Here is a 16,746-nt window from a genome sequence, read left to right as displayed (position 1 = left end):
GCAAGATGGCCGTAAAAACAAAAAGTCCAGCAGCCAAAGAGTTCGCCTTTCGCTGGGAAGGAAAAGACCGTACTAATAAGATCGTAAAAGGTGAAATGCGTGCGAGCGGCGAAAATGTTGTGAAAAGCACCTTACGCCGTCAAGGCATTAATGTCACCAGCGTTAAAAAAGTTCGCCTTGGCGCAGGCAGAAAGATCTCCGACCAAGATATCACCATGTTTACTCGACAGCTGGCGACCATGCTGAAATCAGGCGTACCACTACTGACTGCTTTTGATATCGTCGCAAAAGGTCACAGCAACCCGTCGGTAACGAAACTATTGCTAGAAATTAAAACAGACATCGAAACAGGCTCTTCACTTACACAAGCCTTCAGAAAACACCCAAATCAGTTTGATAACCTATATTGCAACCTAGTACAGGCCGGTGAACAAGCAGGTATTTTGGATGCCCTACTGGCTCGTCTGGCTACCTACAAAGAAAAAATTCTCGCCGTTAAAAAGAAAATCAAATCAGCGATGTTCTACCCAACAGCGGTGATTGTGGCCGCTTTTGTGATCACTGCTGTCATTATGATCTTCGTAATCCCAGCCTTTAAAGAGCTATTCTCAAGCTTTGGAGCGGATCTACCCGGCCCAACCCTACTGGTTATGGCCATTTCGGACTTTTTCGTTACCTACTGGTATATTATTTTCGGCGGGATTTTTGGTGGCATCTATTTATTCCTGCAAGCATGGAAGAAATCAGAAAAGCTGCAATTTTTCATGGATCGTTTACTGCTCAAGCTGCCGATATTTGGTGAGATTGTGCGCAACGCCACTATTGCACGCTGGACACGCACCTTAGCGACGATGTTTGCAGCAGGTGTTCCGCTGGTGGAATCACTCGAATCAGTAGGTGGGGCCGCAGGTAATATCATCTACAAGCAAGCAACCCAAAAGATTCAATCTGAAGTCAGTACTGGTACCAATTTAACAACCGCCATGCAGAACACGAATGTGTTTCCAAATATGGTTTTGCAAATGGTCTCCATTGGTGAGGAATCAGGTTCGCTTGATAGCATGCTGGGCAAGGTAGCGGACTACTTCGAAGAAGAAGTCGACAATGCGGTTGAAGCGCTCTCTAGCCTGATGGAACCCGTCATTATGGTCGTACTAGGGACCCTAATCGGAGGTTTGGTCATCGCCATGTACCTTCCCATCTTCAAAATGGGGGCCGCGGTGGGCGGTTAATCATAAAAAGTTACTACTTAAATCGAATTTAAAGGCCGCCTCTGCTTCATGATGGAATTACTTGCAACTAACTATGGCGTCGTCGGCATTTGCGCGGTACTTGGCCTAATGGTGGGCAGTTTTTTGAATGTTGTTATTCATCGACTGCCGATCATGATCGAACGAAACTTTCGCACCGAATGTCAATTATTAGACCAAAACGAAAACAGCCCATCAATTTCACCTACTACTGAACACACCTATAACCTAGCCACACCACGCTCTGCATGCCCACAATGCGGGCATCAAATTAGTGCACTTGAAAATATCCCCTTGGTGAGCTGGATGGTACTCGGGGGCAAATGTAGCCAATGTAAGAGCTCGATCAGCATACGCTACCCTTTAGTGGAGCTAGTATGCAGCTTGATATCTGCAGGTCTGGCTTGGCATTTTGGCTTCAGTATCGCCTTACTCGGTGCACTACTTTTAAGCTGGTCGCTGATTGCCCTAATTCTGATTGATGCAGACACCTATTTGCTACCTGATGACATTACTCTACCACTAGTCTGGCTAGGCTTGTTATTTAACCTCCAAGGCACCTTCACCACAATAGACAGCGCAGTATATGGTGCAATCGCAGGCTACATGAGCCTTTGGAGCATATACTGGCTTTTTAAACTAATAACAGGCAAAGAAGGCATGGGGTATGGAGATTTCAAACTGCTTGCTGCCTTAGGGGCCTGGCTGGGTATAGCAATGCTACCGGCGATTATCTTACTTTCTTCACTCAGTGGAGCCATAATTGGCATCGCCATGATCTGTGGTGCTAAGCATGGCTGGAATAAACCCCTTCCTTTCGGCCCTTATTTAGGTATCGCAGGCTTTCTGGCATTAATCTGGGGCAAAGATATATCCCAAATGCTTTACGGGATTTAAGCGCAATGATTATTGGCCTAACAGGTGGGATTGGATCTGGTAAAAGCACAGTAGCAGAAATATTCGCCCAAAAACAAATCCATATTGTTGATGCTGATGCAATCAGCCATCAACTCACACAAGCAGGCCAACCTGCACTGCAGCAGATTAGTATGCACTTCGGTCCTGCTGTGATCAACCCGGACGGAAATTTAAATCGCAGTTGGCTGCGCGATTATATTCATAACACGCCAACTGCGCGCACCCAGCTAGAACAGATTCTACATCCACTGATTGCCACTGAATGCGCCACACAACTGCGCCACACACCTCAAGCGACCTATCAACTACTAATGGTGCCTTTGCTAATTGAGCACCAGATCTTCAAGCAAATGTGCGATAAGATCATTGTGGTTGAATCCAATTTAGAATTGCGCATTGCACGAGTGATGCAACGTAATCAAATTAATCGTGAAACTGTCGTAGCAATCATAAATAATCAAGCTAGTGATGAAGTTCGGCGCCAAGAAGCCGACTTCTTGATTTACAATAACGACACTTTGGAATCACTAGGCTCGCAAGTTGATCACATAGATCGGGTCTTACGTGAACAAAGTAATAGATCTGCGCAAGCAACACCGCTATTTTGATTTTCTCTATTAGGCCTTTGCATTGTGATTAGCTATGAATTCCCGATAAATGAGCGCATCCGGACTTTGCTTCGTCTGGAAGAGCTGTATGTGCGGACATCAAAACTAGCTAATCGTGATGATGCACTCGATCATCACATGGCCTTACTAGGCATTTTTGAAATTATGGAAGTAGCAAGTCGAGCAGATCTGAAATCCGACTTGCTACAAGAATTAGAACGTCAACGCCAGACTCTAGCTGGCTTGCGTAACAATCCACATATTTCTGAAGATGCACTCGATTTAGTGCTTACCGAAATTGAAACTACGCACACTCGGCTATTGGAAATGACGGGAAAATTCGGTCAGTACTTGCGTGAAAATGAATGGTTAATGGCCATCAAACAGCGCGTATCAATTCCGGGTGGCGTGTGCGAATTTGATCTACCGTCCTACCATTATTGGCGAAAACAAGCTGCAGAACGTCGCAGAGCGGATCTCGAGCGTTGGCTCACACCGCTCATGCCAATTAAACACGGCTTGGACATTGTCCTTAAGTTGTTACGCGATTCTGCTAAAAGCAACCATTACACCGCCAAACAAGGCAGTTTTCAGCAGATGTCTGGCGGTAAGGTGGTCCAGCTATTAAAGGTATCTCTACCAAACGATTTACCCGCAGTGCCAGAGCTATCGGCCAATCGCTATGCAATTAATATCCGCTTCATTGTGCCATCGACTAGTGGCGAACGCGCAAAAGTGGTCGAAGCAGACATTGACTTTACCTTGAGCTATTGCAATCTATGAGTCAATTGAACTCACCAACCATGGTAAAGTGCCCGACCTGTGGAACACTCAGCGCCTATCTTTCAAGTAACCAATATCGACCATTTTGCAGTGCTCGCTGCAAATTAATTGACCTAGGCGAGTGGGCTAACGATAACTACCGCATTCCAGATACACAATCAGCACCAACCCCTGAAGACAATCTGCAATAATTGCAAACATACCCTACCGTGGTAATACCACACAACATACGTTTAAAATAACGTACAGCTGTATACATATCAAACCAACTTTAGCTAAGCAATCTCTCGTACAGAAAGCCGCCTGACACAAGATCATCACAAAGCCGTCATCGCATAGTCATACTATCCACGTAACTTAAGAATCCTCTCATGGAGGATTCTTTATGTATCTAGATAGCAATCATGGTTTCAATGCACGTCGTAAAAAACTCACTGTTACCTTAGCGAGCAATCCAGATCAAATCCGTGCCGCACAAGCCTTACGCTACAAAGTATTTGCAGAGGAAATGCAAGCAAAACTCAATTGCAAGGAGCCAGGGATAGATCAAGATTTGTTTGATGCATACTGTGAGCATTTAGTCGCACTAGATGAAGAAAGCGGTGAAGTAGTTGGCACCTATCGCATCCTGCCGCCACATCAAGCACGCAAAGTTGGCAGCTACTATTCTGATACCGAATTTGATTTAACCCGCTTGCAGCACATTCGCAGCCAACTAGTTGAGCTGGGACGTACCTGCGTACACCCAAACTACCGCAGCGGCGCAACGATTGCACTGCTCTGGAATGGCTTAACTCAATACATGCTGAAGAATAATTACCAATATATGATGGGATGTGCCTCAGTATCACTCAACGATGGCGGACACAGCGCGGCAAGCTTGTACCGAAAAATTTCCACCGAATCGATGGCCCCAATTGAATGGCGCGTCTTCCCGCGTTGCCCATTACCAATTAATGCGCTTGACTCAAAAGTCGAAATTGAAACACCAGCCTTAATTAAAGGTTATTTGCGTGCCGGAGCCGTCGTTTGCGGTGAACCAGCATGGGATCCAGACTTTAATACTGCCGATTTCTTGATGCTACTCCCGACACAATTTATCAACAAACGGTACTCGAGTCATTTTGCGCGCTAACCATTGCCAGCAACAGTCGGTTAAAATACGGTATAGAAATCACGAGCCGATGTTAATGAGAGTATTCATTCGAGCAATCCGCTTATTAAATCATCTATGTATCGGCTTGTTTATGATCACGTTTGTTTTGCCGAACAAAAATAATAGTGATAAAGCACAAGTCATTAACAGCTGGTCTAAACAACTAGCACGAATCTTCAACATCTCCGTGGTTGTACACGGTAAGCCTCCATGTTTAGCACCGCAAAACCAGATGTTTTTGTCAAACCATATATCATGGTTTGATATATTCGCACTTTATACCGTATTTAACTCGAGGTTTATTGCAAAGTCGGACATTCAATCTTGGCCCGTGATTAACAAGCTTTGCGCAGGTGCAGGCACCTTTTTCATCCAACGTGAAAAGATTAAAGATACCAAACGCGTGAGTGACTCAATCACGACTGCACTAAAAAACGGTGACAGCGTGACATTTTTCCCTGAAGGCACCACAACCGACGGCACTTATCTAAAGCCGATGAAAACCTCACTGATCCAATCCATTGTCGATAGCCAGGGCAGGATTCAACCAATCTACCTAAACTACCGTGAACGTAATGGTAAACATAGTGCGGCCGCCGCCTATATTGATGACATCACAATGGGACAATCACTACACACCCTATTGAGCAGTGATGGAATTGAAGTACACCTGCACTTCTTAGCGTCAATTGATGCCAGCCAACATGATAGGAGCTCTATCAGCAGTGCAATTAAGGCATCATTGCATGAAGCACATGTCAATTTCCATCAATCTTCTGATAAGCACGCTTTGCCGGAACACTAATAATCTGCTTAGACTCAACACAATACGCCGTCAACGCGCCGCCCCAAATGCAACCTGTATCCAATGCAATATACCGCGGGGTAACTTTTAAGCCTAACGCCGACCAATGACCAAAGACGATTGTCTGCTGAACTTGATGATCTGAAGAATCAAACCAAGGAATGAAACCGTCTGGTGCATTACTGATTTCGCCTTTATATTTAAAATCCAAGCAATTTCCGTCACAAAAACGCATACGTGTGAATGCATTGATTGTGAACCGGAATTTTTCAAACTCACTGAGCTCTTTACTCCATTCAGTAGGCTTATTGCCAAACATATGTGTAAACCACAGATTACGTTCAGCGCCAGAGTATTGCAGACGTGCACGCTCAGCCAAACAAACAGCCTTGCTTAACTTCCACCCCGGCGCGATTCCCGCGTGTGCAATTACCAAATTATCAACTACCCGTACCAATGGCTGCTCAATGAGCCAATTTAATAACACAGTAGCATCATCAGCCGACAGCACCTCTTCTAGCGTATCGCCCTGTTTGACGACAGCGTAGCCAAGCCAGCAAGCCAGTAAGAACAGATCATGATTGCCAAGTACAGTAAAAGCGCAATGCTGGTGGGAATAAATCCAGCGTAACACCATCAGCGATGATGGGCCACGATTTACTAAATCACCGACAAAGAAAATTTGATCGGAGGCGGGCTGAAAATCAACCACTCTGAGCAGCTCTTCTAGCTCATCGAAGCACCCCTGTACATCACCAACAATATAAGTGGCCATAAATATCCCAAATAATGCAGACAAAAAAAAACCGACCATAGGTCGGTTTTTCTATACGCAGATGGATTACTCTGCAGCTTCAACTTCTTCAGGACGATCAACAAGCTCAACGTATGCCATTGGCGCATTGTCACCTACACGGAAGCCACATTTTAGGATACGCAAATAACCGCCATTGCGAGCAGCATAACGTGGACCCAAAACATCAAACAACTTAACTACGATGTCACGATCACGTGTACGAGAAAAAGCCAAACGGCGATTAGCCAAAGATGGTTTTTTACCCAATGTGATCAGTGGCTCTGCTACGCGGCGTAGTTCTTTAGCCTTTGGCAGAGTAGTTTTAATAACTTCATGCTTCAACAAGGAGTTAGCCAAGTTGCGAAGCATCGCAAGACGATGACTCGACGTGCGATTTAATTTACGATTAGAAAGACGATGACGCATTTGTCAATTCCTTTGCTAGTACCAGCTTAAGGCTTATCTAAGCCAGCCGGTGGCCAGTTTTCAAGGCGCATGCCAAGGCTAAGCCCTTTCGAAGCCAGCACTTCTTTGATCTCATTAAGTGATTTGCGACCTAAGTTTGGAGCTTTCAAAAGCTCAGTCTCAGTACGCTGAATCAGATCACCAATGTAATAAATGTTTTCCGCTTTCAAGCAGTTAGCAGAACGTACAGTTAATTCAAGATCATCCACTGGACGCAGTAGGATAGGATCAATCGTAACTTGTGGTTCAATAACTTTCTCTTCTTGCGTACCTTCCAAATCAGCAAAAACACCGAGTTGGTCGATCAACATACGTGCAGCTTGACGAACAGCTTCATCAGGCTCGATCACGCCATTGGTCTCAATGTCAATAATTAGACGATCAAGATCAGTACGTTGCTCTACACGGGCACTTTCTACTTGATAACTAACACGGAGAATCGGACTGAATGAAGCATCCAGAATAATCGTCCCAATAGAACGACCCTCATCTTTGTTCACACGTGAAGGAGCAGGCTGATAGCCACGTCCTTTTTCAACGGTGATATCCATGCTGAGCTTACCACCAGCAGACAGATGTGCAATCACATGATCCGGATTAATTACCTCAACATCATGTGGCAACTGAATGTCGGAAGCCTTGACGACACCCTCACCCTCTTTTGAGAGAGTGAGAGTGACTGAGTCCCGACCATGCAGCTTCAGCACAACGCCTTTCAGGTTTAACAGGATATCGACAACGTCTTCCTGCACGCCATCCAACGCGGAATATTCGTGCACCACTCCGTCAATTTTGACTTCAGTAGGGGCATAACCCGACATTGAAGACAATAAAATTCGGCGCAGTGCATTACCGAGAGTATGGCCATAACCGCGCTCAAACGGCTCCATAACGACTTTCGCGTGAGCTTGAGCCAGAGCTTGCACATCGATGATGCGCGGTTTGAGCAACTCGTTTGCATTGATTTGCATAAGTCAGTATCCCTTGCCAACCGGTTCAGGTTATTACTTGGAGTAGAATTCAACTACTAACGATTCATTAATATCGCTAGACAGATCTGAACGCTCTGGCATGTTTTTAAACACACCTTCCATTTTCTTAGAATCAACCTGTACCCAGCTTGGGAAGCCAATGCCTTCAGCTAAGCTCAAAGCTTCCTGAATACGTACTTGCTTCTTAGCTTTCTCACGTACAGCAACAACGTCACCAGCTTTCACTTGGAAAGAAGGGATGTTAACAACGTTGCCATTAACGGTGATCGCCTTGTGGGAAACGAGTTGACGAGATTCGGAACGAGTAGAACCGTATCCCATACGATATACAACGTTATCAAGACGCGACTCGAGCAATTTCAACAGGTTTTCACCAGTTGAACCTTTGCGACGAGCTGCTTCTTCAAAATAACGACGGAACTGACGTTCCAAAACGCCGTAAATGCGACGGATCTTTTGCTTTTCACGCAAATGAACGCCGTAGTCTGACAGACGCGTATTCTTCTTAGCGCCATGCTGGCCTGGGGCTTGTTCCAGCTTGCACTTGCTGTCGAGCGAACGACGTGCGCTTTTCAAGAACAGATCCGTGCCTTCGCGGCGTGCAAGTTTGCACTTGGGTCCAATATAACGAGCCATTTCTTACTCCGGAATTAGATACGACGCTTTTTCGCAGGACGGCAGCCGTTGTGCGGAACAGGCGTCACATCCGAGATGCTGGTGATCTTGAAGCCCAGTGCGTTCAAAGCGCGCACTGAAGACTCACGACCAGGGCCCGGACCCTTGATGCGTACTTCTAGGTTTTTAACACCATATTCTTGGGCAACTTTACCAGCCGCTTCTGCCGCAACCTGTGCAGCAAAAGGTGTACTTTTACGAGAGCCCTTGAAACCAGCACCGCCCGAGGTAGCCCAAGATAAAGCATTGCCTTGGCGATCAGTGATGGTAATGATCGTGTTATTGAAAGAAGCGTGAACGTGCACGATCCCTTCAGACACGCTCTTTTTGACTTTCTTACGTACACGAGCTGTGTTTGCTTTAGCCATAATTTATGTCCTTAATTACTTCTTGCCAGCGATAGACTTACGTGGACCCTTGCGAGTACGCGCATTTGTCTTAGTACGCTGACCGCGAACTGGCAGGCCTTTGCGGTGACGGAAACCACGATAGCAACCAAGGTCCATCAGACGCTTGATGCTCATAGTAACCTCACGACGCAGATCACCTTCAATAGTGAATTTGCCTACTTCGTCACGTAGTTTTTCAAGTTCAACATCACTGAGATCTTTTACTTTCTTGCTTGGCTCAATTGCAGTACTAGCACAAATCGCTTTAGCGCGAGTTTGACCAATACCGTAAATGGCCTGAAGACCGATCACAGTATGCTGATGATTAGGTATGTTAACCCCAGCAATACGGGCCATACTTCTTACCCCAGGTTAAAAAGTGGTGGATTTTAACACCAATAGCCGATTGACTCAATCAGCCTTGACGCTGCTTGTGCCGTGGGTCAGTACAAATTACACGCACAACACGGTTGCGACGAATAATTTTGCAGTTACGGCAGATTTTCTTGACCGATGCTTGAACTCTCATGGTCTATCCTTTGAGAACAAAGTAAAATCCCAGCCAACAAAAACATTGACTGGAATACGTTGCGACTACTGTTTTCGATGAATGCACCAAAAAACCAGCGCACCCGACTCCAGTAAAGTCCACGACTATAACACGCGAACCAAAACAAAGAAAGAAAAAACAGCAACCACACGTCAGTTAAAAGAAAAGACCTTAAAACCACTAAGATCTTTCCTATCAATACGCAACTCTAACAAGACTACATTAGCGAGAATTACGAACCTTTAAAATTAGCTTTCTTAAGCAAGCTATCATACTGGTGTGATAACACATACGACTGCATTTGAGCCATAAAGTCCATAGTAACCACAACCAAAATTAGTAGTGAAGTACCGCCAAAATAGAATGGCACATTCCACTTGAGAATCAAAAACTCTGGAATCAAACAAATAAATGCAATATATACAGCACCAATGAGTGTTAGCTTCATAATGAGTTTTTCAATGTACTTTGCCGTATGGTCACCAGGCCTATAACCGGGAACCATTGCACCACTTTTCTTCAAATTCTCTGCCGTCTCACGAGGGTTAAACACAAGCGCAGTATAAAAATAGCAGAAGAAGATAATTGCTGCAGCATAACAAAGCACATATAAAGGCTGTCCAGGGTGAAGCTTGTCACCAATTGATTTTAGCCATGAAAAATGTTCACTATTTCCTGTCCAAGACAATACAGTAGCAGGAAATAAAATTATGGATGAAGCAAAGATAGGTGGAATAACACCAGCCATATTTAGCTTCAAAGGTAAGTGCGAGCTTTGAGCCTGCATAAGTCGATTACCGACTTGGCGCTTAGCATATTGAATCGGCACCTTACGTTGACCGCGTTCAACAAAAACAACCGCAGCGGTTAGCAATACAACACCAACAAAAAGAAACAGAACGAGCAAAATAGGCAATGCGCCTTGATTTGTAAGGGATAAAGTTTTTGCAATTGCCGAAGGTACACCAGAAGCAATACCTGCACAAATGATAATAGAAATCCCGTTACCAATACCACGCTCGGTGATTTGTTCACCAAGCCACATCAAAAACATTGTACCAGTAACCAATGAAACCATGGTAACCGCCACAAACAACCACTGATCCATAACAACCAGATTTGGCTGCTTAAACAGCATTATTGCAATGCCAAAACTTTGGGCAGAAGCCAGCAAGACGGTGAAGTAACGCGTGTATTGAGTTAATTTACGACGCCCAGCCTCACCTTCTTTTTTTAGCTGCTTAAGATTAGGCAGAACTTCACCTGCCAACTGAATGATAATCGATGCCGATATATATGGCATGATACCAATAGCAAACACGGTAAAGCGCGACAAAGCCCCACCTGAGAACATGTTAAACATATTCAACAGGCCTGTTTGAGAAGATTGAAAGAGATTTGCCAATTCAACCGGATTAATACCAGGAACTGGAATATGCGCACCAATACGGTAGACAATCAATGCACCTACAACAAACCAAATACGTTTCTTCAGATCAGCAAACTTGCTTACTGAGCCAGCCAATGCGGGATTTGCCACGTTCTGCCTTAACCTTTAAAAATTACGCGCCTACTGAACCACCAGCAGCTTCAATTGCAGCCTTAGCACCCTTAGTAGCCAAAACACCTTTCAGTGTTACAGCCTTTTCAATAGCACCAGACAGAACAACCTTGCAGCTAATAGAATGCTGAGAAATCAAGCCAGCCTGAATCAGGCTCAACATATCAATTTCGGTGATAGGCAAAGCTTGCAACTCAGACAAAGTAACTTCAGCATTTTTACCTTGCGCCAAAGATTTGAAACCACGTTTTGGCAAGCGACGTTGCAAAGGCATCTGACCGCCTTCAAAACCCACTTTATGAAAACCACCAGCACGTGACTTCTGACCTTTGTGACCACGGCCACAAGTTTTACCCAAACCTGAGCCAATACCACGACCAACACGCTTGCTAGAGTGCTTGGCACCCACGCCAGGAGTTAAAGTATTAAGTTCCATCTTAACCCTCAACTTTCAGCAGGTAGCTGATCTTGTTAACCATGCCGCGATTTTCTGGGGTATCGATCACAACAGATGAACTGTTTGTTTTACGTAAACCCAGACCACGCGCGCAGGCTTTATGTGATTCAAGACGACCAATTAGGCTTTTTACCAAAGTCACCTTAATTGTTTTAACGTCGCTCATTGCGCACCCCCAAGAATTTCTTCAACTGACTTGCCACGTTTAGCAGCAATTTCAGCAGGTGTGTGCAATTTAGACAAACCGTCCAAAGTAGCACGCACAATATTGTATGGGTTAGTTGAACCATGGCACTTAGCTGTGATGTTGTGGATACCCATCACTTCAAATACTGCACGCATTGGGCCACCAGCAATAATACCAGTACCTTCAGGAGCTGGCTGCATGAATACAGTAGTTGCACCATGTTTACCAAACACTGTATGTTGAACAGTGCCATTACGCAAACTAACTTTAACCATCTTGCGACGAGCTTCTTCCATCGCTTTTTGTACGGCTACAGGTACTTCTTTTGACTTACCCTTACCCATACCAACGCCACCATCACCATCACCTACAACAGTGAGTGCAGCAAAACCAAGGATACGACCGCCCTTAACGACTTTAGTAACGCGATTAACGCTTACCATCTTCTCCCGAAGGCCGTCCTGACGATCTTCCATTTCGTTCTTAGCCATTATTTGAACTCCAAACTCAATTAGAAGACGAGGCCAGCTTCACGAGCCGCATCAGCCAACGCCTTAACGCGGCCGTGGTATTGGAAACCTGAGCGATCGAAAGCTACATTTTGTACACCAGCTGCTTTTGCTTTTTCAGCAATCAGCTTGCCAACTGCTACTGCACTTGCAACATTGCCGCCGTTCTTAACCTCTGAACGCAATGCCGCCTCAAGTGTATTAGCTGAAGCCAAAACTTTACTGCCAGTCTCATCAATGATCTGAGCGTAAATATGGCTATTGGTACGATGCACAGACAAGCGCACGACCTTGAGCTCCGCAATCTTGGCACGGGTTTTACGTGCACGGCGAAGTCTGCTTTGATTCTTATCCATAATTCAGCCTCGATTACTTCTTCTTGGTTTCTTTGATAACAACCACTTCGTCAGCATAACGTACACCCTTACCTTTATATGGCTCAGGAGAACGATACGCGCGAATTTCAGCTGCTACTTGACCAAGAAGCTGTTTATCGGCGCCCTTCAATAGAATCTCAGTCTGAGATGGAGTCTCACACTTAATTCCTGCGGGCATTTGATGTGCAACTGGGTGAGAAAAACCCAACGACAGATTTAGCACATCACCTTGAGCTTGAGCACGGTAACCAACACCAACCAGTGTCAACTTACGCTCAAAACCTTTATTCACACCAGCAACCATATTGTTCACAAGTGCACGCAACGTACCAGACATTGAACGTGCAAACTTGCTATTGCCATTAGCAGCAAAAACGACAGAGCCGTCTTTAACTTCTACCGCAACATCAGCCACTACTGGATGAGTCAAAGTACCTTGAGGACCTTTAACTTCGATTTTGCCTTCACCGAGTTTAACCTCGACACCAGCAGGGATTGCAACCGGATTTTTAGCTACGCGAGACATTGTGACACCTCATCAAGCAACGATGCACAGCAACTCGCCACCAATACCATTGGCGCGCGCTTTGCGGTCGGTCATCACACCCTTGGAAGTGGACAAAATTGCCACGCCAAGACCATTCATCACACTTGGGATGTCGCCAGTGCTGCGATAATCACGCAAACCTGGCTTTGAAATACGGTCAAGGCGCTCAATAACTGGGCGACCGGCGTAGTACTTCAATTCAATCGTCAGCACTGGCTTAACATCACCAGTAACCAAGAACGATTCAACATAACCTTCTTCGTGCAATACTTTAGCAATTGCCACCTTCAATTTTGAAGAAGGCATTACAACCGATGCTTTATCAGCACGCTGCGCATTGCGAATACGAGTCAGCATATCGGCGATAGGATCATGCATTGCCATGTTATTTTTCTCCTATTACCAGCTTGCTTTAACAAGACCCGGGATTTCGCCTTTGAAAGCGAGATCGCGCAACTTGCTACGGCCAAGACCAAACTTACGGTAAACACCACGTGAACGACCAGTCAATTTGCAACGATTGTGCAAACGTACAGGTGAAGAATTACGTGGCAACTGCTGGAGTTTCAAACGAGCTTGGAATTGTTCTTCCTCACTCGCATTTTGATCATTAATGATGACCAAGAGCTTTTCACGCTTTGCAGCATATTTTGCAACTACTGCTGCGCGCTTAGCTTCACGATTAATCAGTGCAAGTTTTGCCATGATCGCCTCAATTCTTGAACGGAAACTTAAAGGCTGCGAGTAAAGCACGAGCTTCTTCGTCAGTCTTAGCAGTTGTCGTAATGGTAATATTCATGCCGCGCAATGCATCAATCTTGTCGTATTCGATCTCAGGAAAGATGATTTGCTCTTTAACACCCATGTTGAAATTGCCACGACCATCAAAAGATTTGCCGCCAACACCACGGAAGTCACGAACACGCGGAAGTGCAATTGTTACCAAGCGATCCAAGAATTCATACATGCGCTCACGACGCAAAGTCACCTTGCAACCTACAGGATAACCGTCACGAATTTTGAAACCTGCAATCGATTTTTTTGACTTAGTTACCACTGGTTTTTGACCTGCAATTTTTTGCATATCACCAACAGCAAACTCCATCACTTTCTTATCAGCAACTGCTTCGCCCACACCCATATTGATAGTAATTTTCTCAATACGTGGAACTTGCATAGCAGACTTGTAGCCAAATTGTTTTACCAATTCAGGAACGATCTTGCTTTCATATACTTCTTGAAAACGAGCCATTGTAATTCCCCTTAGGCGCCCACTACTTCGCCGCTAGACTTAAACACGCGTACTTTCTTGCCGTCTTCTTGAACTTTGAAGCCAACACGATCCGCCTTACCAGTCGAAGCATTGAAAATAGCAACATTAGATACGTGAACTGGCATAGTCAGCTCAACAATACCACCCTGAACACCGCGCATTGGATTAGGCTTCTGGTGTTTTTTAACCACATTAACACCTTCAACAACGACCCGATCAGTCGCCGGTAACGCACGCACAACAGTACCGCGCTTACCCTTATCTTTACCAGTGAGAACTACAACTTCATCGCCTTTACGAATCTTATTCATACCCGATTCCTCTTATAAAACTTCAGGCGCAAGCGATACAATCTTCATAAAACGCTCAGTACGCAATTCACGCGTAACTGGCCCGAAGATACGAGTACCGATTGGCTCGAGTTTTGCATTAAGAAGAACCGCAGCATTACCGTCGAATTTAATCAACGCTCCGTCTGCACGGCGCACACCTTTTGCAGTACGAACAACAACGGCATTGTATACATCACCTTTCTTGACGCGACCACGAGGAGCCGCATCCTTGATGCTCACCTTAATGATGTCACCAACTGATGCATAACGACGCTTAGAGCCACCCAACACTTTAATGCACATAACTGAACGTGCACCAGTATTGTCCGCAACCTCTAGCTTTGATTGCATTTGAATCATTTAGAACAAACCTCCAACTTAATCCACCTAAATTAGCCTGGTTCAACCAGGTGCCCGGATGAACCGAGCCAATAGTGGCCAGTTTTGGATCCCGATGGGAAAAACGCATACCAAAAAACAATTGGTACGCAATGAAAAAGGGCATTCTACACAAGTTAGAATGCCCTGACAAGCTAGACGTTAACTAATTTTAGATAACGCGTGCTTTTTCTACTAGACCAGTCACAGCCCAAGATTTAGTCTTCGACAGTGGACGGCACTCTTCAATCGTCACAACATCGCCTTCGCCATATTGATTAGATTCATCATGCGCATGGTACTTTTTAGATTGACGAACCATCTTGCCATACAGCGGATGTTTTACCAAACGCTCAACCAAAACAGTTACAGTCTTATCCATCTTGTTGCTAACCACTCGACCAGTCAGCGTACGCTTGAGTTTAGCTTCGCTCATATTAGGCAGCCTTCTGAGTGAGAACGGTAAGAACACGCGCAATATCTTTGCGCACACGCTTTAGTTCGCTTGTATTAGCCAATTGGCCCGTCGCATGCTGCATGCGAAGGCTAAACTTGGCTTTCAGCAGCGCCGTCAATTCGCTTTTCAGCTCTTCAACGGATTTCTGTTGCAGTTCAGTCGCTTTCATCATTGCCCCACTTGGCGAGAAACCATGGTCACAGCAAAAGGCAGCTTAGCAGAAGCCAAACGGAAGGCTTCGCGTGCAATCTCTTCTGATACACCATTCAATTCATACAAAACTTTACCAGGCTGAATTTCTGCCACATAGTAGTCAGGAGAACCCTTCCCCCCACCCATACGCACTTCAGCAGGTTTAGTCGAAATTGGTTTGTCCGGGAAAACACGAATCCAAACACGGCCACCACGCTTTATGTAGCGCGTAATAGCACGACGAGCAGATTCAATTTGGCGCGCAGTCAAGCGACCGCGGCTAGTTGCTTTCAGACCAAACTCGCCGAATGCAACTGTGTTACCGCGTGTAGCGATACCGGTATTGCGGCCCTTTTGGACCTTACGGAATTTGAGTCTAGTTGGCTGCAGCATTACGTGGCCCCTTACGTGGTTTCTTCTGAGTTTCTACCGGCTCAGCAGCTGATTTCTCACCTGGCTTAACATCGCCTTTGTAAACCCAAACTTTTACACCGATAATGCCGTAGGTAGTCTTAGCTTCCGAAGTCGCATAATCGATATCAGCGCGAAGAGTATGCAAAGGCACACGACCTTCACGATACCATTCAGTACGAGCAATCTCGATACCATTCAGACGGCCAGAAGACATAATCTTGATACCTTGAGCACCAAGACGCATTGCATTTTGCATTGCACGCTTCATCGCACGGCGGAACATAACACGCTTTTCTAGCTGAGAAGTAATGCTATCAGCAATGATCTGCGCATCTATTTCAGGCTTACGCACTTCTTCGATATTTACATGAACCGGTACGTTCAAGATTTTTTGCAACTGAGCCTTCAACTGCTCAATATCTTCGCCTTTTTTACCAATCACCACGCCTGGACGTGCTGAGTAAATAGTAACTTTAGCATTTTTTGCTGGTCGCTCAATTACTACGCGGCTAACAGCAGCACCCGCAAGTTTCTTTTTCAGGAAATCGCGAACCTCGATGTCTTCATTCAACATCTTGGCAAAATTTGTGCTGTTAGCGTACCAACGAGATGACCAGTTTTTTGTTACAGGTAAACGAAAACCTGTTGGATGAATTTTCTGACCCATGAGTCGCT

29 protein-coding genes are annotated in these 16,746 nt (G+C 45.3%); 7 read left to right on the top strand and 22 right to left on the bottom strand.

Translation table 11 applies throughout. The annotated features are described in order from the left end of the window. Window positions 1–5 precede the first annotated feature (5 nt). The 7 genes from HZU75_RS10575 to HZU75_RS10545 all read left to right on the top strand — a co-directional run bounded on the left by HZU75_RS10575 (window position 6) and on the right by HZU75_RS10545 (window position 5,520). A complete protein-coding gene (locus HZU75_RS10575; RefSeq protein WP_180306040.1) occupies window positions 6–1,232 on the top strand; it encodes a type II secretion system F family protein in 1,227 nt (408 codons plus the stop codon). Between the two features lie 48 nt (window positions 1,233–1,280). Then, a complete protein-coding gene (locus HZU75_RS10570; protein ID WP_180306039.1) occupies window positions 1,281–2,147 on the top strand; it encodes a prepilin peptidase in 867 nt (288 codons plus the stop codon). A 5-nt stretch (window positions 2,148–2,152) separates the two neighbouring features. Next, a complete protein-coding gene (gene coaE / locus HZU75_RS10565) occupies window positions 2,153–2,776 on the top strand; it encodes a dephospho-CoA kinase (RefSeq protein WP_180306038.1) in 624 nt (207 codons plus the stop codon). Window positions 2,777–2,800: 24 nt separating this feature from the next. Next, window positions 2,801–3,559 (top strand): cell division protein ZapD, encoded by a 759-nt coding sequence (zapD, locus tag HZU75_RS10560; RefSeq protein WP_180306037.1) that lies wholly within the window; start codon window positions 2,801–2,803, stop codon window positions 3,557–3,559. After that, complete coding sequence (locus tag HZU75_RS10555) at window positions 3,556–3,750, top strand: DNA gyrase inhibitor YacG (protein WP_228028024.1); 195 nt, start codon at window positions 3,556–3,558, stop codon at window positions 3,748–3,750. Before zapD ends, HZU75_RS10555 begins: the two co-directional genes overlap by 4 nt. 194 nt (window positions 3,751–3,944) lie before the next feature. Beyond that, entirely contained in the window at window positions 3,945–4,694 is a 750-nt protein-coding gene (locus HZU75_RS10550; protein WP_180306036.1) for a GNAT family N-acetyltransferase, read from the top strand. Between the two features lie 55 nt (window positions 4,695–4,749). Beyond that, window positions 4,750–5,520, top strand: a complete 771-nt coding sequence (locus tag HZU75_RS10545; protein ID WP_228028023.1) for a lysophospholipid acyltransferase family protein — start codon at window positions 4,750–4,752, stop codon at window positions 5,518–5,520. On the opposite strand, the gene HZU75_RS10540 is transcribed toward HZU75_RS10545, so the two are convergent. The 22 genes from HZU75_RS10540 to rpsC all read right to left on the bottom strand — a co-directional run bounded on the left by HZU75_RS10540 (window position 5,474) and on the right by rpsC (window position 16,738). Further along, complete coding sequence (locus HZU75_RS10540; protein WP_180306034.1) at window positions 5,474–6,295, bottom strand: symmetrical bis(5'-nucleosyl)-tetraphosphatase; 822 nt, start codon at window positions 6,293–6,295, stop codon at window positions 5,474–5,476. The two genes, HZU75_RS10545 and HZU75_RS10540, sit on opposite strands and share 47 nt — an antisense overlap. Window positions 6,296–6,361: 66 nt before the next feature. Then, window positions 6,362–6,742 (bottom strand): 50S ribosomal protein L17, encoded by a 381-nt coding sequence (gene rplQ / locus HZU75_RS10535; protein WP_180306033.1) that lies wholly within the window; start codon window positions 6,740–6,742, stop codon window positions 6,362–6,364. A gap of 26 nt (window positions 6,743–6,768) precedes the next feature. Further along, complete coding sequence (locus tag HZU75_RS10530; RefSeq protein WP_180306032.1) at window positions 6,769–7,752, bottom strand: DNA-directed RNA polymerase subunit alpha; 984 nt, start codon at window positions 7,750–7,752, stop codon at window positions 6,769–6,771. A 33-nt stretch (window positions 7,753–7,785) separates the two neighbouring features. Continuing rightward, a complete protein-coding gene (gene rpsD, locus HZU75_RS10525) occupies window positions 7,786–8,409 on the bottom strand; it encodes a 30S ribosomal protein S4 (protein ID WP_157670820.1) in 624 nt (207 codons plus the stop codon). Between the two features lie 14 nt (window positions 8,410–8,423). After that, window positions 8,424–8,816: a 30S ribosomal protein S11 gene (gene rpsK / locus HZU75_RS10520; protein WP_028448413.1), complete on the bottom strand. Its 393-nt coding sequence runs from the start codon at window positions 8,814–8,816 to the stop codon at window positions 8,424–8,426. Between the two features lie 15 nt (window positions 8,817–8,831). After that, window positions 8,832–9,194 (bottom strand): 30S ribosomal protein S13, encoded by a 363-nt coding sequence (gene rpsM / locus HZU75_RS10515; protein ID WP_180306031.1) that lies wholly within the window; start codon window positions 9,192–9,194, stop codon window positions 8,832–8,834. Between the two features lie 58 nt (window positions 9,195–9,252). Further along, window positions 9,253–9,366 (bottom strand): 50S ribosomal protein L36, encoded by a 114-nt coding sequence (gene rpmJ / locus HZU75_RS10510; protein ID WP_018748524.1) that lies wholly within the window; start codon window positions 9,364–9,366, stop codon window positions 9,253–9,255. A gap of 253 nt (window positions 9,367–9,619) precedes the next feature. After that, window positions 9,620–10,927 (bottom strand): preprotein translocase subunit SecY, encoded by a 1,308-nt coding sequence (gene secY, locus HZU75_RS10505; protein ID WP_180306030.1) that lies wholly within the window; start codon window positions 10,925–10,927, stop codon window positions 9,620–9,622. 22 nt (window positions 10,928–10,949) lie between these two features. Beyond that, entirely contained in the window at window positions 10,950–11,384 is a 435-nt protein-coding gene (gene rplO, locus HZU75_RS10500; protein WP_180306029.1) for a 50S ribosomal protein L15, read from the bottom strand. A 1-nt stretch (window position 11,385) separates the two neighbouring features. Continuing rightward, on the bottom strand, window positions 11,386–11,571 hold the full coding sequence (rpmD, locus tag HZU75_RS10495) for a 50S ribosomal protein L30 (RefSeq protein ID WP_180306028.1): 186 nt from the start codon (window positions 11,569–11,571) through the stop codon (window positions 11,386–11,388). Further along, entirely contained in the window at window positions 11,568–12,083 is a 516-nt protein-coding gene (rpsE, locus tag HZU75_RS10490; RefSeq protein ID WP_179355202.1) for a 30S ribosomal protein S5, read from the bottom strand. Before rpsE ends, rpmD begins: the two co-directional genes overlap by 4 nt. A 20-nt stretch (window positions 12,084–12,103) precedes the next feature. After that, window positions 12,104–12,457, bottom strand: a complete 354-nt coding sequence (rplR, locus tag HZU75_RS10485; protein WP_157670828.1) for a 50S ribosomal protein L18 — start codon at window positions 12,455–12,457, stop codon at window positions 12,104–12,106. A 13-nt stretch (window positions 12,458–12,470) separates the two neighbouring features. Next, complete coding sequence (gene rplF / locus HZU75_RS10480; protein WP_180306027.1) at window positions 12,471–13,004, bottom strand: 50S ribosomal protein L6; 534 nt, start codon at window positions 13,002–13,004, stop codon at window positions 12,471–12,473. Window positions 13,005–13,016: 12 nt separating this feature from the next. Beyond that, window positions 13,017–13,409 carry a 30S ribosomal protein S8 gene (rpsH, locus tag HZU75_RS10475; RefSeq protein ID WP_180306026.1) on the bottom strand — a complete coding sequence of 131 codons (393 nt, stop codon included), beginning with the start codon at window positions 13,407–13,409 and terminating at the stop codon, window positions 13,017–13,019. Window positions 13,410–13,424: 15 nt separating this feature from the next. Next, entirely contained in the window at window positions 13,425–13,730 is a 306-nt protein-coding gene (gene rpsN / locus HZU75_RS10470) for a 30S ribosomal protein S14 (protein WP_180306025.1), read from the bottom strand. Between the two features lie 7 nt (window positions 13,731–13,737). Next, window positions 13,738–14,277: a 50S ribosomal protein L5 gene (rplE, locus tag HZU75_RS10465; RefSeq protein ID WP_157670832.1), complete on the bottom strand. Its 540-nt coding sequence runs from the start codon at window positions 14,275–14,277 to the stop codon at window positions 13,738–13,740. An 11-nt stretch (window positions 14,278–14,288) separates the two neighbouring features. Next, complete coding sequence (gene rplX, locus HZU75_RS10460; RefSeq protein WP_180306024.1) at window positions 14,289–14,609, bottom strand: 50S ribosomal protein L24; 321 nt, start codon at window positions 14,607–14,609, stop codon at window positions 14,289–14,291. Between the two features lie 12 nt (window positions 14,610–14,621). Further along, window positions 14,622–14,990 (bottom strand): 50S ribosomal protein L14, encoded by a 369-nt coding sequence (gene rplN / locus HZU75_RS10455; protein ID WP_157670834.1) that lies wholly within the window; start codon window positions 14,988–14,990, stop codon window positions 14,622–14,624. Window positions 14,991–15,180: 190 nt separating this feature from the next. Beyond that, a complete protein-coding gene (gene rpsQ, locus HZU75_RS10450) occupies window positions 15,181–15,444 on the bottom strand; it encodes a 30S ribosomal protein S17 (protein WP_180306023.1) in 264 nt (87 codons plus the stop codon). A gap of 1 nt (window position 15,445) precedes the next feature. Then, complete coding sequence (gene rpmC / locus HZU75_RS10445) at window positions 15,446–15,634, bottom strand: 50S ribosomal protein L29 (protein ID WP_180308790.1); 189 nt, start codon at window positions 15,632–15,634, stop codon at window positions 15,446–15,448. Continuing rightward, window positions 15,634–16,050 carry a 50S ribosomal protein L16 gene (rplP, locus tag HZU75_RS10440; RefSeq protein ID WP_180306022.1) on the bottom strand — a complete coding sequence of 139 codons (417 nt, stop codon included), beginning with the start codon at window positions 16,048–16,050 and terminating at the stop codon, window positions 15,634–15,636. The genes rpmC and rplP overlap by 1 nt, the downstream gene beginning before the upstream one ends. After that, window positions 16,034–16,738 carry a 30S ribosomal protein S3 gene (gene rpsC, locus HZU75_RS10435; RefSeq protein WP_180306021.1) on the bottom strand — a complete coding sequence of 235 codons (705 nt, stop codon included), beginning with the start codon at window positions 16,736–16,738 and terminating at the stop codon, window positions 16,034–16,036. The genes rplP and rpsC overlap by 17 nt, the downstream gene beginning before the upstream one ends. Window positions 16,739–16,746: the final 8 nt, after the last annotated feature.

The sequence above is a fragment of the Chitinibacter fontanus genome (assembly GCF_013423785.1).
In the GTDB taxonomy this organism is placed as follows: domain Bacteria; phylum Pseudomonadota; class Gammaproteobacteria; order Burkholderiales; family Chitinibacteraceae; genus Chitinibacter; species Chitinibacter fontanus.
Note: the sequence above shows the minus strand (reverse complement) of the source record. Positions and strands in the feature narration are given on the sequence as shown.